We start from the raw sequence: 23,194 nt of genomic DNA, 5'->3' as shown, positions 1-23,194 counted from the left end.
CCAAGACCCGGAAAGCCTCACCCGGAAAGCCCGACCCCGACAGATCCCCGCAACCCGCGCTAGCCCTCCGGCGCACGCCCCTGCGCCGCGCGCTCCTCCATCTCCCGCCGCACCTCGCGCTCGATCTCGAGCTTCCAGGCGCGCACCCGCGCGATTTCGGCCGGGTCGTTCGCCCGCGCGCGGTTCTCCTCCTCGATCTCGCGGCGGATGCGTTCGTAGAGCGGGTGGCCGGGCCCCACTTCGCGCGGATCGAGATACGGCGCGCGGCGGTGGCGGATCAGGAAGGCGAGCATCGAGTTGGCGCGCCGGTTGGAGAGCCCCTCGGCCAGCACCCGCTCGATCGCGCAATCCTCGAGCCGCAGCGCCCCCCATTCGAGCGCCTCGTCCCACGCTGCCGCAAAGCCCTCCGCCCCCGGCCGCCGACGCAGCTTGTAGAGCGCCTCGAGCGAGCGCCCGATATGGATCGCGGCCGCCTTGACGACGCCCGTCTCGGCCAGCCGCGCGACGAAGGCGCGCTGGAGGTCGGGCGTGATCGAATTGCGGCGCGGCTGCTTGTGGAGATAGGGCGCGAAGGCGAGCAGCGGGTCTTCGTCCGACACAACCGCCGGCTCGAACTCCCACGCGACCTCGGAGGTCGCCTGCCGCGCGATCTTGCGCTTGTTGCGCTTGGGCAGGGAACGGTCGGGCGGGTCGGGGCAGGTGCAGGGGGGCTCGGTCATGGCCCGCGGGGAGATTGCACGTTTCGGCGGAGTAGGAAAATCCTTCCTTTCCCCTCTCTCCCATCCCGGCCTGCGCCGGGACCGGCATCGGGGGCCGGGGTGGCTCCTTGAGCCCCCTCCCCGCGGGGGAGGGGGTCGGGGGTGGGGGGACCGCCGCCCGATCATTACGCGCCGAACGCCCCTCCCTCCGTCATCGCGAGGCCCGTCAGGGCCGCGGCGATCCAGTCCCGGCGTGGCGCGTGCAGACGGACGGCAGGACTGGATTGCTTCGCCTGCGGCTCGCAATGACGGGGGAGGGGGGAGGGAGTCTTTGTTTACAGCAGCGCATCCGCGCTGCGAAATCCTCGGCCCTGAGGGGCCTGCGGGCGGGCAGTCGCGCTTGTGGCGGCTTCGCCGCCGGCATGCTTAAATTGTGATAAGCCAAAGGCCTCTATTGCGTGCATCAGATGCGTGCATTATATGCGTGCATATTCCGTTTTTATGCGTGCAAAATGAGGTGGTCATGGTTGATGGGGTGACTGGAAAAGCTCGAGGTGGGAAGGCGCGAGCGGCGGCGATGACGGATGTTCAGCGCCGTGAAAGTGCAAAGGCCGCTGCTGAAGCTCGTTGGAGAAAGGCGAGATTGGAAGAGCGGGCGGCAGAAGCCGCGGACGATATTGTGGCATCTGACGAGTTCCAAGGAACGTTGCCTGTTGCGCGCCATCGTGGCGTGCTGAATATCGTTGGCTTGGAAGTGCCTTGCTATGTATTGGATAATGGCGAGAAGATCATCGGCCGAACCTCTGCGACCGAATTGCTTACCGGAGTTAAAGGGGGTGGTGCGCTTGAGAAATACTTGTCAGTTAAGTCGCTCGAACCATTTATTAACGTCGAAAAGGTCCAGTCCCGCATGGTTCCTTTCCGGCTTGTTGAGGTTGAAGGTCTAGAGAGGGCTGTGAAAGGGCTGCCGGCAGATTTACTTATCGAGGTCTGTCAAGGTTTTACTGCCGCGTTGCAGGCAAGCTTCGATCCAACATCAGCTTTTCCAAAGATGACTGAGCGGCAGCGCCAGATGGCTATGCAAGCGAGTATTTTCCTCTCAGCTTGTGCGAAGACAGGTCTCGACGCTCTCATCGATGAGGCGACTGGTTACCAATACGAACGCGCCGAAGATGCGTTGCAGGTGAAGTTGCAGGCATTCATTGCTGAAGAGTTGCGGGCTTGGGAAAAGACATTCCCGGATGAGTTGTGGGCAGAGTTTGGTCGATTAACAGGATGGAAGGGCAGCCTGCACAGCCGACCGAAGTGGTGGGGTAAACTCGTCATCGAGTTGATATACGATACTTTAGATCCTGACGTGGCGGATTACTTACGGAACAACCGGCCCCCGACGGGAGTGCATTGGCATCGACAATTGACTGAGAACCTAGGGATTCGCGCTCTTGTGTCTCGCTGTTATGAGGTAATTGGGATGGCTAAGACCTGTTCGAATATGAGAGAGCTAAGGGATATGGTCGCAGAACATTACGGGCGTGAGATCGTCCAGCTATCGTTGGCATTGCCCCGGCCTAGTTCTCCACACTCTTGACCCCGCCCCAAATCCAACATAAAGGCGCGCCATCCGAGGCAGGCTCCGGTCCGCGCTCGGACGATAAAGCTGAACAATGGCGGCGTCAGTCCCTTTCGGCCCGTGCCTCTTTCATGAGGCGGGCCTTTCGTGTTTGGGGCGGTCGTCAGAGTAACCCTGGGTGGCCCTTCGGATAAGGGCGGTCATGCGGGTGGAGCGTTTCGGCTTGTTCCTTGCGGTGAGCTCCTGCGAAGGCAGGAGCCTGCCGGCCTCCGGCGGAACGCCCGAGGCATGAGGTCCCTGCCTTCGCAGGGACTGGCGGCAAGGAACAAGGCCTGATCCTCCCTCCATCGACACTTCCCAAGGGTTGCCGACCGGCAAGTGCCCTGGAGCTTTGCTCGCGGGCGGCTTGGCGGAAACCTGAGCGGGCACCGTGCCGGAGCCCCTTCAGGAAAAGTGGGAACCGGTTTTCCGCCCGGAAGGGGCGACCCGCGCCGACAAACCGTCGGCGCGGATAACGAGCGAAGCGAGAATATATGCCGACTATCAACCAGCTGGTCCGCAAGGGCCGCGTTCCGCAGAAGGCCAAGAGCAAGGTCCCTGCGATGGAGCAGAACCCGCAGAAGCGCGGCGTGTGCACCCGCGTCTACACGACGACCCCGAAGAAGCCGAACTCGGCGCTGCGGAAAGTCGCCAAGGTGCGCCTCACCAACCAGCGCGAGGTGATCTCCTACATCCCGGGCGAAGGGCACAACCTGCAGGAACACTCGGTCGTGCTGATCCGCGGCGGGCGCGTGCGCGACCTTCCCGGCGTGCGCTATCACGTGCTGCGCGGCGTGCTCGACACGCAAGGGGTGAAGGACCGCAAGCAGAGCCGTTCGAAATACGGGGCCAAGCGGCCGAAGTAAGAGTTTTTGTTGGGTGCGCCGGCGACATCCGTCGCCGGCTTGTGCCGGGCCTCCCAGTCCCCCGCCCTTCCACCCGGAAGGATACCATCAAGGGCGGAAGGGCGGGGGACTGGGAGGCCCGGCACCCAACGACGAAGGAGTTCAGAAAAGATGTCACGTCGTCGTCGTCCCGAAAAGCGGGAAATCCTGCCCGATCCCAAGTTCAAGGATCAGGTGCTCTCGAAGTTCATGAACAACCTCATGCTCGACGGGAAGAAGGCCGTTGCCGAGAAGATCGTCTATGGCGCGCTCGACACGGTCGAGGCCAAGGCCAAGGCCGATCCGGTGCAGCTCTTCCACGAAGCGCTGAACAACGTGAAGCCGCAGGTCGAGGTGCGCTCGCGCCGGGTCGGCGGTGCGACCTACCAGGTGCCGGTCGAGGTGCGTCCCGAGCGTGCCCAGGCGCTGGCGATCCGCTGGCTGATCACGGCGGCGCGCGGGCGTCCGGAAACGACGATGGCGGCGCGGCTGTCGGGCGAACTGCTCGATGCGGCGAACAACCGCGGCAATGCGGTGAAGAAGCGCGAGGACACCCACCGGATGGCGGACGCCAACCGCGCCTTCTCGCACTACCGCTGGTAAGACGCCGGCGGGCGAGGCGGGCGGAACGCGGGGCGGGGGCTGTCGATAAAGGGCGTCTCCCGTCTTACCGCCGTCACAATAATCCCTATATGGGGCGCGCTCGGACGCAGGTCCGGGGAGAGGCTGTGGAAGCAGGCTCGAAGCTCCATCAGAACCGAGGAAACCACCATGGCACGCAGCCATCCGATCGAACGCTACCGCAACATCGGTATCATGGCGCATATCGACGCCGGCAAGACCACCACGACCGAGCGGATCCTGTATTACACCGGCAAGTCCTACAAGATCGGCGAGGTGCATGACGGCGCCGCGACCATGGACTGGATGGAGCAGGAGCAGGAGCGCGGGATCACCATCACCTCGGCCGCGACCACGACCTTCTGGCGCGCCGATGACGGCAAGGGCGAAGAGCACCGCATCAACATCATCGACACGCCCGGCCACGTGGACTTCACCATCGAAGTCGAGCGTTCCCTGCGCGTACTCGACGGCGCGGTCGCCGTATTCGACGGTGTCGCGGGTGTCGAACCGCAGTCGGAAACAGTATGGCGCCAGGCGGACAAGTACAAGGTCCCCCGCATGTGCTTCATCAACAAGTTGGACCGGACCGGCGCCGACTTCTATTATTGCGTTCAGTCGATCATCGACCGTCTCGGCGCGACGCCACTTGTGCTTTACTTGCCGATCGGCGCGGAAAGCGACCTCCAGGGTGTCGTCGACCTCGTCAACAATCGCGGTATCGTGTGGGAATCCGAAGGGCTCGGCGCGACGTTCAACTATGTCGACATCCCCGACGACCTCAAGGACAAGGCCGCCGAATACCGCGAGAAGCTGATCGAGACCGCCGTCGAGCAGGACGACGACGTCATGATGGAGTACCTCGAAGGCAACGAGCCCGATGCGGCCACGCTCAAGCGGCTGATCCGCAAGGGCACGATGGAGCGTGCGTTCGTCCCCGTGCTGTGCGGTTCGGCGTTCAAGAACAAGGGCGTGCAGCCCCTGCTCGACGCCGTGATCGACTACATGCCTTCGCCCGTCGACGTGCCGCCGATCGAAGGCGTGCTGCCCGACAGCGAGGAAAAGGCCAACCGTCCCTCCTCGGACGACGAGCCTTTCGCCGCGCTGGCGTTCAAGATCATGAACGACCCCTTCGTCGGCTCGCTCACCTTCACCCGGATCTATTCGGGCAAGCTGTCGAAGGGCAGCGTGCTCAATTCGGTCAAGGACAAGAAGGAAAAGATCGGGCGCATGTTGCTCATGCACTCCAACAACCGCGAGGACATCGATGAGGCCTTCGCTGGCGACATCGTTGCGATCGCGGGCCTCAAGGAGACGACCACCGGCGACACGCTGTGCGCGCCCTCGGCTCCGATCATCCTCGAGCGGATGGAATTCCCCGAGCCGGTGATCGAGCTGTCGGTCGAACCCAAGACCAAGGCCGACCAGGAGAAGATGGGCGTCGCGCTCAACCGCCTCGCGGCCGAGGATCCGTCCTTCCGCGTGTCGACCGATCACGAAAGCGGCCAGACGATCATCAAGGGCATGGGCGAGCTTCACCTCGACATCCTCGTCGATCGCATGCGCCGCGAGTTCAAGGTCGAGGCGAATGTCGGCGCGCCGCAGGTGGCCTATCGCGAATCGCTCGCGAAGGAAGTCGAGGTCACCTACACCCACAAGAAGCAGTCGGGCGGTTCGGGCCAGTTCGGCGAGGCCAAGGTCATTGTCACCCCGGGCGAGCGCGGCCAGGGCATCATCTTCGAGGACGAGGTGAAGGGCGGCAACATCCCGCGCGAATACATCCCCTCGGTCGAGAAGGGCATGCGCGAGCAGGCCGAAAGCGGGCATCTCGTCGGCTTCCCGATCATCGACTTCACGATCCGCCTCGTCGACGGCAAGTATCACGATGTCGACTCCAGCACGGTCGCGTTCGAGATCACCGGTCGCGGCGCCATGCGCGAAGCGGCGCAGAAGGCCGGGATCAAGCTGCTCGAGCCGATCATGAAGGTCGAGGTCGTGACGCCCGAGGATTACCTCGGCGACGTGATCGGCGACCTCAACAGCCGCCGCGGCCAGATCCAGGGCACCGACAGCCGGGGCAATGCCCAGGTCGTCGAGGCGCACGTGCCGCTGGCGAACATGTTCGGATACGTCAACGAGCTGCGCTCCTTCACGCAAGGCCGCGCGCAGTACACGATGCAGTTCTCGCATTACGACGAAGTTCCGGCGAACGTCGCGCAGGAGGTCAAGGAGAAGCTTGCCTAAGCGGCAAAGCAAGGCTAGGGGCGGCGCCTGTTTCGAGCGGGCCCGCCCTTTCTCCCGCTAAGAAATCATCTCAAGAGAAGGTACAACTGAGAAATGGCGAAGGAAAAATTTGAGCGGAACAAGCCGCACTGCAACATCGGCACGATCGGTCACGTCGACCACGGCAAGACCACGCTGACCGCGGCGATCACCAAGGTCATGGCCGAAACGTTCGGCGGTTCGGCGGTCGATTTCGCGAATATCGACAAGGCCCCCGAAGAGCGCGAGCGCGGCATCACCATCTCGACCGCGCACGTCGAATACGAGACCGAAGCGCGGCACTACGCCCACGTCGACTGCCCGGGCCACGCCGACTACGTGAAGAACATGATCACCGGCGCCGCGCAGATGGACGGCGCGATCCTCGTGGTGAACGCGGCCGACGGCCCCATGCCGCAGACCCGCGAGCACATCCTGCTCGCCCGTCAGGTCGGCGTGCCGGCTCTGGTCGTCTACATGAACAAGGTCGACCAAGTCGATGACGAGGAAATCCTCGAGCTCGTCGAACTCGAAGTGCGCGAACTGCTCTCGAACTACGATTTCGACGGCGACAACATTCCGATCGTCAAGGGTTCGGCGCTCGCCGCGCTCGAAGGACGCGACGACGAGATCGGCAAGAACTCGATCCTCGAGCTGATGAAGGCCGTCGACGAGCACATCCCGCAGCCCGATCGTCCGGTCGACAAGGACTTCCTGATGCCGATCGAGGACGTGTTCTCGATCTCGGGTCGCGGCACCGTCGTCACCGGTCGTGTCGAGACCGGCATCGTGAAGGTCGGCGATGAAGTCGAGATCGTCGGCATCAAGGACACCACCAAGACGACCGTCACCGGCGTCGAGATGTTCCGCAAGCTGCTCGATTCGGGTCAGGCCGGCGATAACATCGGTGCGCTGATCCGCGGCGTCGGCCGTGACGAGGTGGAGCGCGGCCAGGTCCTCGCCAAGCCCGGTTCGGTCACCCCGCACACCGAGTTCAGCGCCGAAGTCTACGTGCTGTCGAAGGACGAAGGCGGCCGTCACACGCCGTTCTTCGCCAACTACCGCCCGCAGTTCTACTTCCGCACGACCGACGTGACCGGGGAAGTGATCCTTCCCGAAGGCACCGAGATGGTCATGCCGGGCGACAACGTGACGATCGGCGTCAAGCTGATCGCGCCGATCGCCATGGACGAAGGCCTGCGCTTCGCGATCCGCGAAGGCGGCCGCACCGTCGGCTCGGGCGTGGTCTCGAAGATCACCAAGTAAGCTTTTCGTCCCGACCCGGGACGTAGCGAAATCGAGGCCCGGTTTCCCGAATGGGGAGCCGGGCCTCAATTTGTGAGAGTTCCTCGCATCCTGTCGCCCAGGACGGGGCAAGGGGCGGCTTCGCTAGGTCCCGCGTAAATTCGGTGACAGAAACGGGCTTGCGCTCTCCAACACGTCTCCGTATACGCGCGCCATCGCTGCCGGATTCGTTTCGGCTGCAACGATATCCAACAAGGCCGCCCGTTCCGGGAAACCGGGCTCAAGCGGGGCGGGCTTTTTATTTTGGGGCGTGACCCGGCTTCGGCAATCGCTCCGTGGCTCTTTCGCATCGGTACAGGACATGGAAGCACAGAATATCCGTATTCGCCTCAAGGCGTTCGACCACCGCGTTCTCGACCAGGCCACTGGCGAGATTGCCGACACCGCGCGGCGCACGGGTGCTCTTATTCGTGGTCCCATTCCGCTGCCGACGCGTATCGAGAAGTTCACCGTGAACCGCGGCCCGCACATCGACAAGAAGTCGCGCGAGCAGTTCGAGGTGCGCACCTACAAGCGGCTGCTCGACATCGTGCAGCCCAATGCCCAGACGGTCGATGCGCTGATGAAGCTCGATCTCGCCGCGGGCGTCAATGTCGAGATCAAGCTGGCGTAAGCCTGTGATCCGGTCTTCCTGGCGGACCTTAAACGGCCGGAAGCTTTCAAGGGGCGCCAACGGCCCCGCCGCTCCCACGGGATCGGCAAGACATTGGGATACCGCCGGCAATCGCCGGGCTGCGTCCCCCGTCTCGCCCGAAACGGCCTTTGCGGCCGTGGCAGGCAATTCAGCCCGGACGGGGCGACGCATCGAACAATCGGGCTGGCAAGCACCTGGGGATGTTCCCCTTGTGCCTCTGTTTGGGAGTCTATGACGATGCGCACCGGCGTGATCGCAAAGAAAGTCGGGATGACCCGCCTCTTCCAGGAGGACGGACGGCACGTGCCCGTCACCGTCCTCGCGCTGGAGGATTGCCAGGTCGTCTCGCACCGCACCGCGGACCGCGACGGCTACTTCGCCGTCCAGCTCGGCGCGGGCGAAGCGAAGCAGAAGAACGTGGCCAAGCCCCAGCGCGAGCATTTCGCGAAGGCGGGCGTTGGCCTCAAGAAGCGGACCGCGGAATTCCGCGTCGAAGGCGAGGACGGTCTCGTCCCCGTCGGCGCGCAGATCAGCGCGGACCACTTCATTGCCGGCCAGAAGGTCGACATCACCGGCCATACGCAGGGCAAGGGCTTTGCCGGCGCGATGAAGCGCTGGGGCTTCGGCGGCCTGCGCGCGAGCCACGGCGTGTCGATCTCGCACCGCTCGCACGGTTCGACCGGTCAGAACCAGGACCCGGGCAAGGTCTTCAAGGGCAAGAAGATGGCGGGCCACATGGGCGACCGCCAGCGCACCCAGATGAACCTCGAGGTCGTCCGCACCGATGCGGAACGCGGCCTGCTGTTCATCAAGGGCTCGGTTCCCGGCGCGAAGAATGGCTGGCTGCTCGTGCGCGACGCGGTCAAGCTGCCGCTTCCCGAAGGCGTGCCGTTCCCCGGTGCCATCCTCGAGAAGGCCGTCCCGCAGAACGATGAACCCGCTGCCGAACCGCCGGTCGAGGAGACCGCGGTCGAGGCGGCTGTCGACACTCCCGCGCCCGAGGCTGACGCTCCGGCCGGCGACGCAAGCAAGGAAGACTGAGCCATGAAGGTGAAGGTCCAGAAAATCGACGGCGCGGACTCCGGCGACATCGAGCTCAACGACGATGTCTTCGGCGTGACACCGCGTGCCGACATCCTGCACCGGGTGGTGACCTGGCAGCTGGAGAACCGCCGCGGCACCGCCCGCCCCACGCGTGAGCGTGCGGACGTGGCGCGCACGGGCAAGAAGTTCGTCCGTCAGAAGGGTTCGGGCGGCGCTCGTCACGGCGACCGCAAGGCCCCGATCTTCATCGGCGGCGGCAAGGCGCACGGCGCGCGCAAGCGGGACTTCGAGCAGTCGCTGAACAAGAAAATCCGCGCGCTCGGCCTCAAGATGGCGCTTTCGACCAAGGCCAAGGATGGCCTGATCGTGGTCGACAGCCTGGAGATCGCCGAAGCCAAGACGAAGGTGCTCAAGAGCCACTTCGCCAAGGCCGGGCTGAACGGCAAGGTGCTGGTCATCGACGGCGACGCGGTGAACGACGCGTTCAAGAAGGCCGCCGGCAACATCCCGGGCGTCAACGTGCTCCCCGCGATCGGCGCCAATGTCTACGACATCCTCAACCACGACACGCTCGTCCTGACCAAGGACGCGGTCGAAAAGCTGGAGGCGCGCTTCAATGGCTAAGAAAAGCGAGATCGACGCGCGTCACTACGACGTGATCCTGGCGCCGCACATCACCGAGAAGTCGACCCTGGCTTCCGAGAACAACGCGGTCGTCTTTCGCGTGGCGAATGATGCTACCAAGCCGCAGATCAAGGAAGCGGTCGAGGCGATCTACGATAAGAAGGTCGTCGCCGTGAACACGATCGTCACCAAGGGCAAGTCGAAGCGCTGGCGGGGCAAGCCCTACAAGCGTTCGGACTTCAAGAAGGCTGTCGTCACCCTCGCCGAAGGCGAGATGATCGACATCACCAGCGGTATCTGAGGGCGTAGGGACAATGGCACTCAAGAACTACAAACCGACGAGCCCGGCGCGCCGCGGCCTCATCCTGATCGACAAGACCCAGCTCTGGAAGGGCAAGCCGGTCAAGTCGCTCACCGAGGGCAAGCGCAAGACGGGCGGCCGCAACAACAAGGGCCACGTCACCAGCCGCGGCATCGGCGGCGGCAACAAGCAGCGCTATCGCATCATCGATTTCAAGCGCCGCAAGTGGGACGTGCCCGCCACGGTCGAGCGGATCGAATACGACCCGAACCGGACCGCCTTCATCGCTCTCGTCAAGTACGAGGACGGCGAACAGGCCTACATCCTCGCGCCGCAGCGTCTCGCCGTGGGCGACACGATCGTGGCCGGTGAGCGGACCGACACCAAGCCGGGCAACGCCATGCTGCTCGGCCAGATGCCGGTCGGCACGATCTGCCACAATGTCGAGATGAAGCCGGGCAAGGGCGGCCAGATCGCGCGCAGCGCGGGCGCCTATGTCCAGCTCGTCGGGCGCGACCGCGGCATGGTCATCGTGCGGCTCAATTCGGGCGAGCAGCGTTACCTGCGCGCCGATTGCATGGGGACGGTCGGAGCGGTTTCGAACCCCGACAACCAGAACCAGAATTTCGGCAAGGCCGGTCGCAGCCGCTGGAAGGGCCGTCGTCCGCTTACCCGCGGTGTCGCCAAGAACCCGGTCGACCACCCGCACGGCGGTGGTGAAGGCCGCACCAGCGGCGGCCGTCACCCGGTCACCCCCTGGGGCAAGCCGACCAAGGGCGCACGCACCCGCAACAACAAGCAGACGGACAAAGACATCATCCGTTCGCGTCACGCGAAGAAGAAGAGGTAAGGCACGATGGCACGTTCCGTCTGGAAAGGTCCGTTCGTCGAACTCAGCCTGCTCAAGAAGGCCGAGGAAGCTCAGGATGCCGGTGGCGGCAAGCCGATCAAGACCTGGTCGCGCCGCTCCACCATCCTGCCCCAGTTCGTCGGGCTGACGTTCAACGTCTACAACGGGCAGAAATTCATCCCCGTCTCGGTTTCCGAAGAGATGGTCGGCCACAAGCTCGGCGAGTTCGCGCCCACGCGCAACTTCCCCGGCCACGCCGCCGACAAGAAGGGCAAGCGATAATGGGCAAGGCAAAGGCACCCCGCCGCGTCGGCGAGAACGAGGCGCTGGCCGTCGGCACCACCATCCGTGGGTCGGCGCAGAAGCTCAATCTCGTCGCCGAACTGATCCGCGGCAAGAAGGCCGAAGAGGCGCTCAACATCCTCGAGTTCTCGAAGAAGGCGATGGCCAAGGACGCGAAGAAGGTGCTCGCTTCGGCGATCGCCAATGCGGAGAACAACCACGATCTCGACGTCGACGCGCTCGTCGTGGCCGAGGCTTCGGTCGGCAAGTCGATCACCATGAAGCGGTTCCACACGCGCGGCCGCGGCAAGTCGACCCGGATCCTCAAGCCGTTTAGCCGGCTGCGGATCGTCGTGCGCGAACAGGAAGAGGCGTAAACCATGGGCCAGAAGAGCAATCCGATCGGTCTGCGCCTGCAGATCAACCGCACCTGGGACAGCCGCTGGTACGCCGAAGGGCGTGACTATGCGGGCCTGCTCAAGGAAGACATCGAGATGCGCAAGTACATCCTCGAGAGCCTGCCGCAGGCGGCGATCTCGAAGGTGGTGATCGAGCGTCCGGCCAAGCTGTGCCGCGTTTCGATCTATGCCGCGCGTCCGGGTGTCATCATCGGCAAGAAGGGCGCCGACATCGAGAAGCTGCGGACCAAGCTGGCGTCCATGACGGCGAGCGAGGTCAAGCTGAACATCGTCGAGATCCGCAAGCCGGAAATCGACGCCAAGCTCGTCGCGCAGGGCATCGCCGACCAGCTCGTGCGCCGCGTGGCGTTCCGCCGGGCGATGAAGCGCGCGATGCAGTCGGCCATGCGGCTCGGCGCGGAAGGCATCCGCATCGTGTGCGGCGGGCGTCTGGGCGGGGCGGAGATCGCCCGCGTCGAGCAGTACCGTGAAGGCCGCGTGCCGCTTCACACGCTGCGCGCCAACATCGACTATGCCGAAACCGAGGCGCTGACCGCCTACGGGATCATCGGCATCAAGGTGTGGATCTTCAAGGGCGAGATCCTCGGCCACGATCCGACCGCGCAGGACCGTCTGATGATGGAATCGCAGACTTCGGGGGTGCGTCCGGCGCGCTGAGCGTGCGGGCGACCAGATAGGTAAGAGACAATGCTGCAACCGAAGAAAACCAAGTATCGCAAGGCCTTCAAGGGCAAGATCAAGGGCGAGGCCAAGGGCGGCACGACCCTGAACTTCGGCTCCTACGGGCTGAAGGCTCTGGAGCCCGAGCGGATCACCGCCCGCCAGATCGAGGCCGCGCGCCGCGCGATCACCCGTCACATCAAGCGCCAGGGGCGCCTGTGGATCCGCGTCTTCCCGGACGTTCCGGTGTCGAAGAAGCCCGCCGAGGTCCGCCAGGGCAAGGGCAAGGGTTCGGTCGAATACTGGGCCGCGCGGGTCAAGCCGGGCCGCATCCTGTTCGAACTCGACGGCGTCGCCGGCCCGCTGGCTGCCGAAGCCTTCGAACGCGCCGCGATGAAGCTGCCGATCAAGACCAAGGTCGTCGCCCGCTTCGGCGACACCTCGCACCTGGGAGGCGAATGATGGCCGCGAACATCACCAGCATCGAAGACCTGCGCGCCAAGACCGACGACCAGCTCTCCGCTGATCTGACCGATCTCAAGCGCGAGCAGTTCAACCTGCGTTTCCAGGCGGCGACCAACCAGCTCGAGAACCCGGCGCGGATCCGCGAAGTGCGTCGCACCATCGCCAAGATCAAGACGCTGCAGACCGAGCGCGCCAAGAGCGCAGGCGAAAAGGCTTAAGGAGCAGACAATGCCGAAACGTATCCTGATCGGGACTGTCACCTCCGACAAGACCGACAAGACCGTGACCGTGAAGGTCGAACGCAAGGTGAAGCACCCGCTCTACGGGAAGATCATCCGCCGTTCGAAGAACTATCACGCCCACGACGAGAACAACGAATATCACGTCGGCGATGTCGTGCGGATCGAGGAATGCCGCCCGATCTCGAAGACGAAGACCTGGACCGTGAAGGACCAGGTCGTCTCCGGCGGCACCCAGGCGATCGAGGCCGATCTCGACGTCGAGGCCGCGGGCAACTGAGAAACAGACGTAAACGGAACTGTCGGGCCCCATGCGATTGACCCAGTCGCATCGGGCGTCCCGGCAAGCCAGTGAGAAGGAACCGGATCGATGATCCAGATGCAATCCAATCTCGACGTCGCGGACAACAGCGGCGCGAAGCGCGTCCAGTGCATCAAGGTGCTGGGCGGGTCGAAGCGCCGGTTTGCCTCCGTCGGCGACGTGATCGTGGTCTCCGTCAAGGAGGCCCAGCCGCGTGCCAAGGTCAAGAAGGGCGACGTTCACCGCGCGGTGATCGTGCGCACCAAGAAGGACGTGCGCCGTCCCGACGGCAGCGTGATCCGCTTCGACAGCAACGCCGCGGTGCTCGTCAACAAGAGCGAGGAGCCGATCGGCACCCGCATCTTCGGCCCCGTCGTGCGTGAACTGCGCGGGCGCGGCTTCATGAAGATCATCTCGCTCGCGCCGGAGGTGCTCTGATCATGGCATCCGCAAAGATCCGCAAGGGCGACAGCGTCGTCGTGCTTTCGGGCAAGGACAAGGGCCGCACCGGCACGGTCGCCCAGGTCCTGCCCAAGGAAGGCAAGGTCGTCGTCGAGGGCGTCAATGTCGTCGCCCGTCACCGCAAGCCGAGCCAGGCCAATCCGCAGGGTGGCATCGACCGTTTCCCGGCCCCGATGCACATCTCCAAGGTGGCGCTGGCCGATCCCAAGGACGGCAAGCCGACCCGCGTCCGCTTCGAGGAGAAGGACGGCAAGAAGGTGCGCGTCGCCGTGAAGAGTGGGGAGACCATCGATGGCTGATTACACGCCCCGGATGAAGGCCCGCTACGACGAGGAAATCGTCAAGGCGATGACCGAGAAGTTCGGCTACAAGAACCGGCTCGAAGTTCCCAAGCTGGAGAAGATCACGCTCAACATGGGCGTGGGCGAGGCGAGCCAGGACAAGAAGAAGGTCCAGACCGCCGCCGAGGAAATGGCGCTGATCGCCGGCCAGAAGCCGGTCATCACCAAGGCCAAGAAGTCGATCGCCCAGTTCAAGCTGCGCGAAGGCATGCCGATCGGCTGCAAGGTCACCCTGCGCCGCGAACGCATGTACGAGTTCCTCGATCGCCTGGTGACCGTCGCCATGCCGCGCATCCGCGACTTCCGCGGGCTGAACGCGCGTTCGTTCGATGGTCGCGGCAACTACGCGATGGGTCTCAAGGAACAGATCGTGTTCCCCGAGATCAGCTACGACAAGATCGACAAGGTGCGGGGGATGGACATCATCGTGACCACCACCGCCAAGACCGACGAAGAGGCGCGCGAGCTGCTGCGCCTGTTCGGCTTCCCCTTCCAGGGCGAGGCCCCGAGCGCAAAAACCGCCGAACAGAAGGAAGCGGCGTGAGCCGTTTCCCGACAGAGACACGAAAGAAGAGAGCTTAAGTCCATGGCGAAACTGAGTTCGATCAACAAGAACGAGCGTCGCAAGAAGCTCGTGAAGAAGTATGCGGCCAAGTACGAGAAGCTGAAGGCGATCGCGAACGACGAGAGCCTGGATGAGACCGAGCGTCTCATGGCGCGGCTCAAGATGGCCGAGATCCCGCGCAACGCGAACCCGACCCGGGTGCGCAACCGCTGCGCCACCACCGGCCGCCCGCGCGGCTATTACCGCAAGTTCGGCATCAACCGCATCGAACTGCGTCAGCTTGGCAACCGGGGCATGATCCCGGGCCTGACCAAGTCGAGCTGGTGAGGACCTGACAGATGGCTATGACCGATCCCCTGGGTGACATGCTCACCCGCATCCGCAACGGCCAGCAGGCGAAGAAGGACTCCGTCCTCAGCCCTGCGTCCAAGCTGCGCGCGAACGTGCTCGAGGTCCTCATGCGCGAAGGCTACATCCGTGGCTATTCCGAGGACGAGAGCGGCAAGCACAAGGCGCTGCGGATCGAACTCAAGTATTTCGAAGGCGAGCCGGCGATCAAGCACGTCGCGCGCGTCTCGAAGCCCGGCCGGCGCATCTATTCGGGCTGCAAGGAACTGCCCACGGTCCGCAACGGGCTTGGCATCACCATCGTCTCGACCCCGCGCGGCGTGCTCTCGGATGCCGAGGCCCGCGCGAACAATGTCGGCGGCGAAGTGCTGGCGGAGGTGTTCTGATGAGCCGCATCGGCAAGAAGCCGGTGACGATCCCTTCGGGCGTCACCGCGAATATCGACAACGGCCTGCTCAGCGTGAAGGGTCCCAAGGGCACCCTCCAGATGGGCCTGTCCGACCTCGTCGAATACAAGCTCGAGGACGGCTCGATCTCGGTCGCCCCGGCCAATGACAGCCAGAAGGCCCGTGCCTATTGGGGTATGCAGCGCACGCTGGTCTCGAACCTCGTCGAGGGCGTCACCGACGGCTTCACCAAGGTGCTCGAGATCTCGGGCGTCGGCTACCGCGCCAACGCGCAGGGCCGCACGCTCAAGCTGCAGCTCGGCTTCAGCCACGATGTCGATCTTCCCGTGCCCGAAGGGCTCGAGGTGAAGACTCCCGACCAGACCACGGTCGAGATTTCCGGCATCGACAAGCAGGCCGTCGGCCAGTTCGCCGCCGAGATCCGCGAGCTTCGCAAGCCCGAACCCTACAAGGGCAAGGGCATCAAGTATCGCGGCGAGTACATCTTCCGCAAGGAAGGGAAGAAGAAGTAAGATGGCAAAGCTTTCCCTTTTCGAACGCCGCCGCATGCGGGTGCGGACCGCGCTCCGCAAGCGCTCGGGCGACAAGCCGCGCCTTTCGGTCCACCGCACCGGCAGGCACATCTACGCGCAGATCATCGACGACGCCGAGGGCCGGACCCTCGCGGCCGCCTCGACGCTCGGCGTGGAAGGCAGCGGCGCGAATGTCGAAGCCGCGAGCAAGGTCGGCAAGGACATCGCCGAGGCCGCCAGGAAGGCGGGCGTGACGACTGTCGTGTTCGATCGCGGCGGGTTCCTCTACCATGGCCGCGTCAAGGCGCTGGCCGATGCCGCCCGCGAAGGCGGGCTGGAGTTCTGATGATGGCCGAGAACAACGAAAACACCCAGAACACCGAAGCGGCCGAGAACGCCGCTGCGGAAACCCCGACGCCCCAGGCTCCCGACGCTCAGGCCGAAGCCAAGGCCGAGACGCCTTCGGAAGCGGCCGACAACCAGTCGCCTTCGCAGGAGCCGAGCGCGCAGCCGACCGAAGAGCCCCGTCAGGGCCGTGGCGGTCGTGGCGGGCGCGGCGGCGGCGGTCGTGACGGCGGCGGCGATCGCGGCCGCGGCCGTGGGCGCGGCGGTCGTGACGGCGGCCGTGGCGGCCGGCGCGAGGAAGAGGACGACGGCATCATCGAGAAGCTCGTCCACATCAACCGCGTTTCCAAGACGGTGAAGGGCGGCAAGCGCTTCGGCTTCGCGGCGCTCGTGGTGGTCGGCGACGGCCAGGGCCGGGTCGGCTTCGGCCACGGCAAGGCCCGCGAAGTGCCCGAGGCCATCACCAAGGCGACCGCCGCCGCGCGCAAGAAGATGATCCGCGTCCCCCTCAAGGAAGGTCGCACGCTGCACCATGACGGCAAGGGTCACTTCGGCGCGGGCAAGGTCACCGTCCGCACCGCGCCTCCCGGCACCGGCATCATCGCCGGCGGCCCGATGCGCGCCGTGTTCGAGAGTCTCGGCGTCGCCGACGTCGTGACGAAGTCGGTCGGGACCTCGAACCCCTACAACATGATCCGCGCCACCTTCGACGCGCTGCAGGACCAGACTTCGCCGAAGTCGGTCGCCCAGCGGCGCGGCAAGAAGGTCGCCGACCTCCTGGGTCGCGGCGGCGCGAGCGAGGCCGAGGCGGAAGCCGACGCCGCGGCCCTGACCGAATAACGAAGGGCGTGGAGTAACGAACAATGGCTACCATCAAGATCAAGCAGGTGGGCTCACCTATCCGCCGCCCCGAAAGCCAGCGCAAGGTGCTGATCGGGCTCGGTCTGGGCAAGATGCACAAGGTCGTCGAGCGCGAGGACACCCCGGAAATCCGGGGCATGGTCGCCAAGATCCCGCATCTGGTCGAGATCGTCGACTGAATTTGCGTGAGCAAGGCTCACGATTTCTGAAAAGCGCGAAGAAAAGCGAAAGCGAGTGCAACCATGAAACTCAACGACATCCGTGACAACGAAGGCGCCCGCAAGGGCCGCGTCCGCAAGGGCCGGGGCATCGGCTCGGGCAAGGGCAAGACCGCCGCGCGCGGCCAGAAGGGCCAGAAGAGCCGTTCGGGCGTCGCGATCAAGGGCTTCGAAGGCGGCCAGATGCCGCTTCACATGCGCCTGCCCAAGCGCGGGTTCAACAACCCCTTCGGCAAGGACTACGCCGAGGTGAACATCGGCATGGTCCAGAAGATGATCGACGCCGGCAAGCTCGACGCGGGCAATGACATCACCGAAGAAGCCCTGCGTGCCTGCGGTCTCGCCCGGGGCGGGAAGGACGGCGTGCGCCTGCTCGGCAAGGGCGAGCTTTCGGCGAGCGCGAAGTTCGTCGTCACCGGGGCGACCAAGGGCGCGGTTGCGGCGGTCGAAAAGGCCGGCGGCAGCGTCGAGGTGACCGCCCCGACCAACGCCGAACTCAAGGCCGCGAAGCAGGAACGCGCGTCGGCACGCGGCAAATAATGCGACAAAAGGCGAGCGGGGGGTTCGACAAGCGGCCCCCCGTTCCCTATTTACGCCTCTGCGCGGCCAGCCCGGCCCGGCAAGCGTCCGGTGCCGACAGTCGGCAGGCCGCCCATATTCGGGCCGCAGAGGCAGGGCGCCTCGCGGCCGAAGGCTAGGATCGAACAGACGACATGGCTTCACGCGCCGACAACATCGCCAGCAACCTCAACTTCGGCAATTTCGCCAAGGCGACCGAGCTGCGCCAGCGGATCTGGTTCACCATCGGCGCGCTGATCGTCTTCCGCTTTCTCAGCTTCGTCCCGCTGCCGGGGGTCAACCCGTCGGCGCTGCGCGACCTTGCCGAGATGGGCCGGGGCGGGGTGCTCGACCTGTTCAACACCTTCTCGGGCGGCAGCCTCGAACGGATGAGCCTCATCGCGCTGGGCGTCATGCCCTACATCACCGCCTCGATCGTGGTGCAGATGGCCTCCGCGCTCCACCCGACGCTGTCCGCGCTGAAGAAGGAAGGCGCGAGCGGGCGGCAGAAACTGAACCAGTACACCCGTTACGGCACGGTCTTCCTGTGCGCGATCCAGGGCTATTTCCTCGCCGTCGGGCTCGAAGGCTTCGCGTCGCAGCAGGGCATCGGCGCGGTCGTCGAGCCGGGCTACATGTTCCGCGTCGGCGCGGTCATCAGTCTGGTGGGCGGGACGATGTTCCTCCTCTGGCTGGGCGAGCAGATCACCAGCCGCGGGATCGGCAACGGCGTTTCGCTGATCATCATGGCGGGCATCGTCGCCCAGTTCCCTACCTTTGCCGCCAACCTGTTCGAAGGCGGGCGCACCGGTGCGATCTCGGCGACGATCATCGTCATGTTCGTCGTCATGGTCGTCGGGCTGATCCTCCTCATTTCCTTCGTCGAGCGGGCGCAGCGACGGCTGCTGATCCAGTATCCCAAGCGCGCGACCCAGCAGGGCGTGATGCAGGCGGATCGTTCGCACCTTCCGCTGAAGCTCAACACCGCGGGCGTGATCCCGCCGATCTTCGCAAGCTCGCTGCTGCTCCTGCCGCTCACCATCTCGCAGTTCGCCGGCAATTCGGTCGACACCGATGGCGGTCTGGGCAACGTGATCGTGACGCTGAACCAGTATCTCCAGCCGGGCGCGCCGATCTACATGGTGCTTTACGGCGCGGGCATCATCTTCTTCTGCTTCTTCTACACCGCGGTCGTGTTCAACCCGGAGGAGCAGGCCGAGAACCTCAAGAAGGCGGGCGGTTTCATCCCCGGCATCCGCCCGGGCAAGCGGACGGCGGACTATCTCGAATATGTCCTCACCCGCATCACCGTCGTCGGGGCGATCTATCTCGCGCTCGTGTGCATGGTGCCCGAATGGATGATCCGCCAGACCGGCATTCCCTTGTTCCTGGGCGGCACCAGCCTGCTGATCGTCGTCAACGTGACGGTCGACACGATCAGCCAGATCCAGTCGCACCTGATCGCGCATCAGTACGGCGACCTTATCAAGAAGGCCAAGTTGAAAGGCCGGATGCGCTGACGCGTTCCCGCTTGACTGTTGCTTGTGACCGTCCGCTTATGAGAGGAGCGTTCCGGGCCGACGAGCCCGGCGCGATAACGGGGGAGCTTTCGTGAACATCATTCTTCTGGGGCCTCCCGGAGCGGGGAAGGGGACGCAGTCCAAGGGCCTGGTCGAGCGCCATGCGATGGTCCAGCTGTCGACCGGGGACATGCTGCGCGAAACCCGCAAGGCCGATACCGAACTCGGCCGCAAGGTCGCCGACATCATGGATTCGGGCGGGCTTGTCTCCGACGACATCGTCTCCGCCATGATCGATGCCAAGCTCGCCGACATGGGCAAGGACGAAGGCGCGATCTTCGACGGCTACCCGCGCACCGCGGCGCAGGCCGACCAGCTCGACGATATCCTCGCCAGGCACGGCCGCGCGCTCGACCGCGTGATCGAGCTCGAGGTGGACGAGGATGCGCTGGTCGAACGCATCACCGGCCGGTTTTCCTGCGCCAATTGCGGGACGCTCTACCACGACACCGCGAACCCTCCGAAGGTCGAGGGCGTGTGCGATTCCTGCGGCTCGACCGAGTTCAAGCGCCGGCCCGACGACAACGAGGAAACCGTCCGCAACCGCATGGCCGAATACCGCGCCAAGACCGCGCCGATCCTCCCGGGCTACGAAGCGCGCGGCATCGTCACGCGGGTCGACGGCATGGCCGGGATCGACGAGGTCGCCGCCGCGATCGACCGGCTGCTCGCCTGAACGTCCTTTGCCGCCTCGCTCCGATCGCCTAGACGCGCCCGAGGCACGAGGCAGGAGAGGCTGATGACCCGTTTCCCGATCCGCGCGGCGCATTGGGCTGCCGCCTTGGCCTTGGCGGCGGGTGCGGCGCCGCTGGCGGCCGAAGTCGAGCGGATGGACGACAACAGCTTCCTTACGCGCGACGAAGCGGTCGTCGCGGCGGACCCGAAGGAAGTCTGGCTCGCCCTCATCAGCCCGGCGCGGTGGTGGCGGTCGGAGCACACCTGGTCGGGCGAAGCGGCCAACCTGCGGCTCACCCCGCAGGCCGGCGGGTGCTTCTGCGAAACGATCCCCGAAGTCGACGAGCCGGGCCGCTTCACGCTCGAGGGCAGCGTCGAGCACATGCGCGTGATCCAGGCTTTTCCCGAACGCGCGCTGGTGATGCGCGGCTCGCTCGGCCCGCTCCAGCCCGAGCCGGTGGTCGGCGTCCTCTCGATCGCGCTGACCGAGGTCGAGGCGGGCACGCGCATCGTGTGGACCTATAATGTCGGCGGGTTCATGCGCTTCGAAGTGCCGGTCATCGCGCGCGCGGTCGACGGGGTGATGAGCCAGCAGCTCGCCGGGCTTGCCGAACTGCTGGGCGAGGTGGACGCGCCCGCTGCGGACGGCGAAGCCGCGGAGGAACCGGCGGCGATCGAACCCGAGCCGGTGATCGAGGAACCCCCCCGCAGAACGCACCCCCAGCGTCGAGGAAGCCTTCGGCGACCTTTCGGGCGAAGAAGAGGATTGAGCCCCCGCTCCCGTTTGCGCGTCCCGGCCTTTGACTGGACCGACGAAGCGGTGTAACCAACAAATGATGCAACGCGGCGGGGCCTTTTCGCCCCGGAACGATGTTTTGTGCGCGCGGCGGTTGACGCTCCGCCCGAATCGCCCTATGCGCGCCGTTCATTCGACACGCTCGAACCCTGTCCGGCAGGTCGTCGCCAAGCGCGCGCACCGACCGGGCTTTTTGCCGTTCCGCCGCCGGGCCAGTCTCCGCGGCCGTCCGGGCGAGGGCGAGGGCCGGGCGCTTCGGTGAAACAGCGATGAGATAGGGGTCCGGCATCCGGTCCGCAAACCCCTGTGGAGCATGGAGAACTAAGTGGCTCGTATTGCCGGGGTAAACATCCCCACCAACAAGCGCGTGATCATCGCGCTCACCTACATCCACGGAATCGGCCGCACCACGGCGGTCGAGATCGCCGACAAGCTGGGCATCGCCCACAGCGCGCGCGTGCAGGACCTCACCGACGAGGAAGTGCTGCGTATCCGCGAAACGATCGATTCGGATTACACCGTCGAGGGTGACCTGCGCCGCCAGACCGCGATGAACATCAAGCGGCTGATGGACCTGCGCTCCTATCGGGGGCTGAGGCACCGCAACCAGCTGCCCGTCCGCGGTCAGCGCACCCACACCAACGCCCGCACCCGCAAGGGCAAGGCGAAGCCCATCGCCGGGAAGAAGAAGTAAGCGCGGCTCCCTGAGCTTATCGCTTTTCCCTTCATCCGAATTCTAGAGGAACACGCACAATGGCACGCGAACCCGGCCGAGTGAGGCGCCGCGACAAGAAGAACATTTCTTCGGGCGTCGCGCATATCAACGCCAGCTTCAACAACACCATGATCACCATCACCGACGCGCAGGGCAATGCGATCAGCTGGTCTTCGGCCGGCATGATGGGCTTCAAGGGCAGCCGCAAGTCGACGCCCTATGCCGCCCAGGTCGCCGCCGACGACGCCGGCAAGAAGGCCGCCGACCACGGCGTCCGCACGCTCGAGGTCGAGGTCAAGGGCCCCGGCTCGGGCCGCGAAAGCGCGCTGCGCGGCCTTGCTGCGGTCGGTTTCAACATCACTTCGATCCGCGACGTGACGCCCATCCCGCACAATGGCGTGCGCCCGTCCAAGCGTCGCCGCGTCTGATCATATCCCGTCCGGCGGCCCGCCGCGGCTGCCGGGACACCGCACGGGGTCTCCGCCGCATCCGCGCCCAGCGCCTCGGCCCGTCCCGTATTTGAACCGCTGAAAGGCGAATTAGGGGAAATCCATGTCCGTCAACACGAAGAACTGGCAGGAACTCAAGAAACCCAACGCTCTCGAAATCAAGGAAGGCGGCGACAAGCAGCGCAAGACCACCTTCGTCGCCGAGCCGCTCGAGCGCGGCTTCGGCCTTACCCTCGGCAATGCCCTGCGGCGCGTGCTTCTCTCCAGCCTTCAGGGTGCGGCGATCACCTCGATCAAGATCGAGAACGTGCTGCACGAATTCTCCTCGCTCGCCGGCGTGCGCGAGGACGTGACCGACATCGTGCTCAACGTGAAGCAGATCGCGCTCAGGATGGAAGGCGAGGGCCCCAAGCGCCTGCAACTCTCGATGACCGGCCCCGCCACGGTCAAGGCCGGCGACATCGCGGTGACCGGCGACATCGAGGTGATGAACAAGGACCTCGTCCTGTGCCATCTCGACGAGGGCGCGACGCTCAACATGGAACTGACCGCGGACGTGGGCAAGGGCTATGCCCCGGCGGTGCAGAACCGTCCGGCCGACGCGCCGATCGGGCTGATCCCGGTCGACTCGCTCTATTCGCCGGTGCGCCAGGTCAGCTACAAGGTCGAGAACGCCCGCGTCGGGCAGGAACTCGATTATGACAAGCTCAGCCTCACGGTCGAGACCGACGGCACCGTCACGCCCGAAGATGCCGTCGCCTATGCCGCGCGGATCCTGCAGGACCAGCTGACCCTGTTCGTCCACTTCGAGGACGGCATCCCGCAGCCGCAGTCGGCGATGATCGGCCATGCCGCCCAGCCGCAGGAAGACGATGCCAACCAATTGAACCGCTACCTGCTCAAGAAGGTGGACGAGCTCGAACTGTCGGTTCGCAGCGCCAACTGTCTCAAGAACGACAACATCATCTATATCGGCGACCTCGTCCAGAAGACCGAGGCCGAGATGCTGCGCACGCCGAATTTCGGCCGCAAGTCGCTCAACGAGATCAAGGAAGTGCTGTCCAGCATGGGCCTGCGCCTCGGCATGGACATCCCCGGCTGGCCGCCCGAGAACATCGAGGAAATGGCCAAGAAGCTTGAGCAGGAACTGCTGGGTTGAGGCTT

At 65.0% G+C, this 23,194-nt stretch carries 33 protein-coding genes; 32 read left to right on the top strand and 1 reads right to left on the bottom strand.

Annotation, left to right across the window (positions count from 1 at the left end; genetic code table 11):
- Nucleotides 1-59 precede the first annotated feature (59 nt).
- Entirely contained in the window at nucleotides 60-719 is a 660-nt protein-coding gene (locus tag BLU08_RS05355; RefSeq protein ID WP_233996097.1) for a hypothetical protein, read from the bottom strand.
- Nucleotides 720-1,221: 502 nt separating this feature from the next.
- On the opposite strand from BLU08_RS05355, the gene BLU08_RS05350 reads away from it, so the two are divergent.
- From BLU08_RS05350 to BLU08_RS05195, 32 genes are all read left to right on the top strand, one after another.
- Nucleotides 1,222-2,286 carry a P63C domain-containing protein gene (locus BLU08_RS05350; protein WP_197676894.1) on the top strand — a complete coding sequence of 355 codons (1,065 nt, stop codon included), beginning with the start codon at nucleotides 1,222-1,224 and terminating at the stop codon, nucleotides 2,284-2,286.
- Between the two features lie 515 nt (nucleotides 2,287-2,801).
- Nucleotides 2,802-3,173, top strand: coding sequence for a 30S ribosomal protein S12 (rpsL, locus tag BLU08_RS05345; RefSeq protein WP_006831873.1), 372 nt, complete (start codon nucleotides 2,802-2,804; stop codon nucleotides 3,171-3,173).
- A gap of 150 nt (nucleotides 3,174-3,323) precedes the next feature.
- Nucleotides 3,324-3,794, top strand: coding sequence for a 30S ribosomal protein S7 (rpsG, locus tag BLU08_RS05340; RefSeq protein WP_090196376.1), 471 nt, complete (start codon nucleotides 3,324-3,326; stop codon nucleotides 3,792-3,794).
- 168 nt (nucleotides 3,795-3,962) lie between these two features.
- Nucleotides 3,963-6,056 (top strand): elongation factor G, encoded by a 2,094-nt coding sequence (gene fusA, locus BLU08_RS05335; RefSeq protein WP_090196373.1) that lies wholly within the window; start codon nucleotides 3,963-3,965, stop codon nucleotides 6,054-6,056.
- Between the two features lie 93 nt (nucleotides 6,057-6,149).
- Nucleotides 6,150-7,340 carry an elongation factor Tu gene (gene tuf, locus BLU08_RS05330; RefSeq protein ID WP_090196370.1) on the top strand — a complete coding sequence of 397 codons (1,191 nt, stop codon included), beginning with the start codon at nucleotides 6,150-6,152 and terminating at the stop codon, nucleotides 7,338-7,340.
- A 340-nt stretch (nucleotides 7,341-7,680) separates the two neighbouring features.
- On the top strand, nucleotides 7,681-7,992 hold the full coding sequence (gene rpsJ / locus BLU08_RS05325) for a 30S ribosomal protein S10 (RefSeq protein WP_034905023.1): 312 nt from the start codon (nucleotides 7,681-7,683) through the stop codon (nucleotides 7,990-7,992).
- A 258-nt stretch (nucleotides 7,993-8,250) separates the two neighbouring features.
- Nucleotides 8,251-9,054, top strand: a complete 804-nt coding sequence (rplC, locus tag BLU08_RS05320; RefSeq protein WP_090201045.1) for a 50S ribosomal protein L3 — start codon at nucleotides 8,251-8,253, stop codon at nucleotides 9,052-9,054.
- 3 nt (nucleotides 9,055-9,057) lie between these two features.
- The gene (gene rplD, locus BLU08_RS05315; protein ID WP_090196362.1) at nucleotides 9,058-9,681 is read left to right on the top strand and encodes a 50S ribosomal protein L4; all 624 of its coding nucleotides are present in this window, start codon (nucleotides 9,058-9,060) and stop codon (nucleotides 9,679-9,681) included.
- The gene (locus BLU08_RS05310) at nucleotides 9,674-9,982 is read left to right on the top strand and encodes a 50S ribosomal protein L23 (RefSeq protein WP_090196359.1); all 309 of its coding nucleotides are present in this window, start codon (nucleotides 9,674-9,676) and stop codon (nucleotides 9,980-9,982) included. The genes rplD and BLU08_RS05310 overlap by 8 nt, the downstream gene beginning before the upstream one ends.
- 13 nt (nucleotides 9,983-9,995) lie before the next feature.
- Nucleotides 9,996-10,832 carry a 50S ribosomal protein L2 gene (gene rplB / locus BLU08_RS05305; RefSeq protein ID WP_090196356.1) on the top strand — a complete coding sequence of 279 codons (837 nt, stop codon included), beginning with the start codon at nucleotides 9,996-9,998 and terminating at the stop codon, nucleotides 10,830-10,832.
- Between the two features lie 6 nt (nucleotides 10,833-10,838).
- Nucleotides 10,839-11,114, top strand: a complete 276-nt coding sequence (gene rpsS / locus BLU08_RS05300) for a 30S ribosomal protein S19 (protein ID WP_090196354.1) — start codon at nucleotides 10,839-10,841, stop codon at nucleotides 11,112-11,114.
- Nucleotides 11,114-11,491 (top strand): 50S ribosomal protein L22, encoded by a 378-nt coding sequence (rplV, locus tag BLU08_RS05295; protein WP_090196352.1) that lies wholly within the window; start codon nucleotides 11,114-11,116, stop codon nucleotides 11,489-11,491. Before rpsS ends, rplV begins: the two co-directional genes overlap by 1 nt.
- A gap of 3 nt (nucleotides 11,492-11,494) precedes the next feature.
- Nucleotides 11,495-12,190, top strand: coding sequence for a 30S ribosomal protein S3 (gene rpsC, locus BLU08_RS05290; RefSeq protein WP_090196348.1), 696 nt, complete (start codon nucleotides 11,495-11,497; stop codon nucleotides 12,188-12,190).
- A gap of 30 nt (nucleotides 12,191-12,220) precedes the next feature.
- The gene (rplP, locus tag BLU08_RS05285) at nucleotides 12,221-12,655 is read left to right on the top strand and encodes a 50S ribosomal protein L16 (RefSeq protein WP_034905010.1); all 435 of its coding nucleotides are present in this window, start codon (nucleotides 12,221-12,223) and stop codon (nucleotides 12,653-12,655) included.
- Nucleotides 12,652-12,876, top strand: a complete 225-nt coding sequence (rpmC, locus tag BLU08_RS05280; protein ID WP_090196344.1) for a 50S ribosomal protein L29 — start codon at nucleotides 12,652-12,654, stop codon at nucleotides 12,874-12,876. The genes rplP and rpmC overlap by 4 nt, the downstream gene beginning before the upstream one ends.
- A 10-nt stretch (nucleotides 12,877-12,886) precedes the next feature.
- Nucleotides 12,887-13,177: a 30S ribosomal protein S17 gene (gene rpsQ, locus BLU08_RS05275; protein WP_090196338.1), complete on the top strand. Its 291-nt coding sequence runs from the start codon at nucleotides 12,887-12,889 to the stop codon at nucleotides 13,175-13,177.
- A gap of 90 nt (nucleotides 13,178-13,267) precedes the next feature.
- The gene (gene rplN, locus BLU08_RS05270) at nucleotides 13,268-13,636 is read left to right on the top strand and encodes a 50S ribosomal protein L14 (protein WP_010411138.1); all 369 of its coding nucleotides are present in this window, start codon (nucleotides 13,268-13,270) and stop codon (nucleotides 13,634-13,636) included.
- A gap of 2 nt (nucleotides 13,637-13,638) precedes the next feature.
- Nucleotides 13,639-13,959 carry a 50S ribosomal protein L24 gene (gene rplX, locus BLU08_RS05265; protein ID WP_090196335.1) on the top strand — a complete coding sequence of 107 codons (321 nt, stop codon included), beginning with the start codon at nucleotides 13,639-13,641 and terminating at the stop codon, nucleotides 13,957-13,959.
- Nucleotides 13,952-14,545, top strand: coding sequence for a 50S ribosomal protein L5 (gene rplE, locus BLU08_RS05260; protein ID WP_090196332.1), 594 nt, complete (start codon nucleotides 13,952-13,954; stop codon nucleotides 14,543-14,545). Before rplX ends, rplE begins: the two co-directional genes overlap by 8 nt.
- Nucleotides 14,546-14,587: 42 nt before the next feature.
- Nucleotides 14,588-14,893 (top strand): 30S ribosomal protein S14, encoded by a 306-nt coding sequence (gene rpsN, locus BLU08_RS05255; RefSeq protein ID WP_034905004.1) that lies wholly within the window; start codon nucleotides 14,588-14,590, stop codon nucleotides 14,891-14,893.
- Between the two features lie 11 nt (nucleotides 14,894-14,904).
- Nucleotides 14,905-15,300, top strand: coding sequence for a 30S ribosomal protein S8 (gene rpsH / locus BLU08_RS05250; RefSeq protein WP_090196329.1), 396 nt, complete (start codon nucleotides 14,905-14,907; stop codon nucleotides 15,298-15,300).
- Complete coding sequence (gene rplF / locus BLU08_RS05245; protein WP_090196326.1) at nucleotides 15,300-15,833, top strand: 50S ribosomal protein L6; 534 nt, start codon at nucleotides 15,300-15,302, stop codon at nucleotides 15,831-15,833. Before rpsH ends, rplF begins: the two co-directional genes overlap by 1 nt.
- Nucleotide 15,834: 1 nt before the next feature.
- Nucleotides 15,835-16,179, top strand: coding sequence for a 50S ribosomal protein L18 (gene rplR / locus BLU08_RS05240; RefSeq protein WP_090196323.1), 345 nt, complete (start codon nucleotides 15,835-15,837; stop codon nucleotides 16,177-16,179).
- Nucleotides 16,179-17,018, top strand: coding sequence for a 30S ribosomal protein S5 (gene rpsE / locus BLU08_RS15470; protein ID WP_090196319.1), 840 nt, complete (start codon nucleotides 16,179-16,181; stop codon nucleotides 17,016-17,018). The genes rplR and rpsE overlap by 1 nt, the downstream gene beginning before the upstream one ends.
- Nucleotides 17,019-17,041: 23 nt before the next feature.
- Nucleotides 17,042-17,218: a 50S ribosomal protein L30 gene (rpmD, locus tag BLU08_RS05230; protein WP_090196316.1), complete on the top strand. Its 177-nt coding sequence runs from the start codon at nucleotides 17,042-17,044 to the stop codon at nucleotides 17,216-17,218.
- Nucleotides 17,219-17,281: 63 nt separating this feature from the next.
- Entirely contained in the window at nucleotides 17,282-17,797 is a 516-nt protein-coding gene (gene rplO, locus BLU08_RS05225) for a 50S ribosomal protein L15 (protein WP_090196311.1), read from the top strand.
- Nucleotides 17,798-17,970: 173 nt separating this feature from the next.
- On the top strand, nucleotides 17,971-19,335 hold the full coding sequence (gene secY / locus BLU08_RS05220) for a preprotein translocase subunit SecY (protein WP_090196307.1): 1,365 nt from the start codon (nucleotides 17,971-17,973) through the stop codon (nucleotides 19,333-19,335).
- 91 nt (nucleotides 19,336-19,426) lie between these two features.
- Nucleotides 19,427-20,071: an adenylate kinase gene (locus tag BLU08_RS05215; protein ID WP_090196304.1), complete on the top strand. Its 645-nt coding sequence runs from the start codon at nucleotides 19,427-19,429 to the stop codon at nucleotides 20,069-20,071.
- 63 nt (nucleotides 20,072-20,134) lie between these two features.
- Entirely contained in the window at nucleotides 20,135-20,896 is a 762-nt protein-coding gene (locus BLU08_RS05210; RefSeq protein ID WP_090196301.1) for an SRPBCC family protein, read from the top strand.
- A 295-nt stretch (nucleotides 20,897-21,191) separates the two neighbouring features.
- Nucleotides 21,192-21,560: a 30S ribosomal protein S13 gene (gene rpsM, locus BLU08_RS05205; RefSeq protein ID WP_090196297.1), complete on the top strand. Its 369-nt coding sequence runs from the start codon at nucleotides 21,192-21,194 to the stop codon at nucleotides 21,558-21,560.
- 59 nt (nucleotides 21,561-21,619) lie between these two features.
- A complete protein-coding gene (gene rpsK / locus BLU08_RS05200) occupies nucleotides 21,620-22,009 on the top strand; it encodes a 30S ribosomal protein S11 (protein ID WP_090196295.1) in 390 nt (129 codons plus the stop codon).
- 124 nt (nucleotides 22,010-22,133) lie between these two features.
- Nucleotides 22,134-23,189, top strand: coding sequence for a DNA-directed RNA polymerase subunit alpha (locus BLU08_RS05195; RefSeq protein ID WP_090196290.1), 1,056 nt, complete (start codon nucleotides 22,134-22,136; stop codon nucleotides 23,187-23,189).
- Nucleotides 23,190-23,194 lie beyond the last annotated feature (5 nt).

It is taken from the genome of Erythrobacter sp. HL-111 (genome assembly GCF_900105095.1).
Lineage (GTDB): Bacteria > Pseudomonadota > Alphaproteobacteria > Sphingomonadales > Sphingomonadaceae > Erythrobacter.
This window is presented reverse-complemented; position numbering and strand designations above follow the sequence as displayed.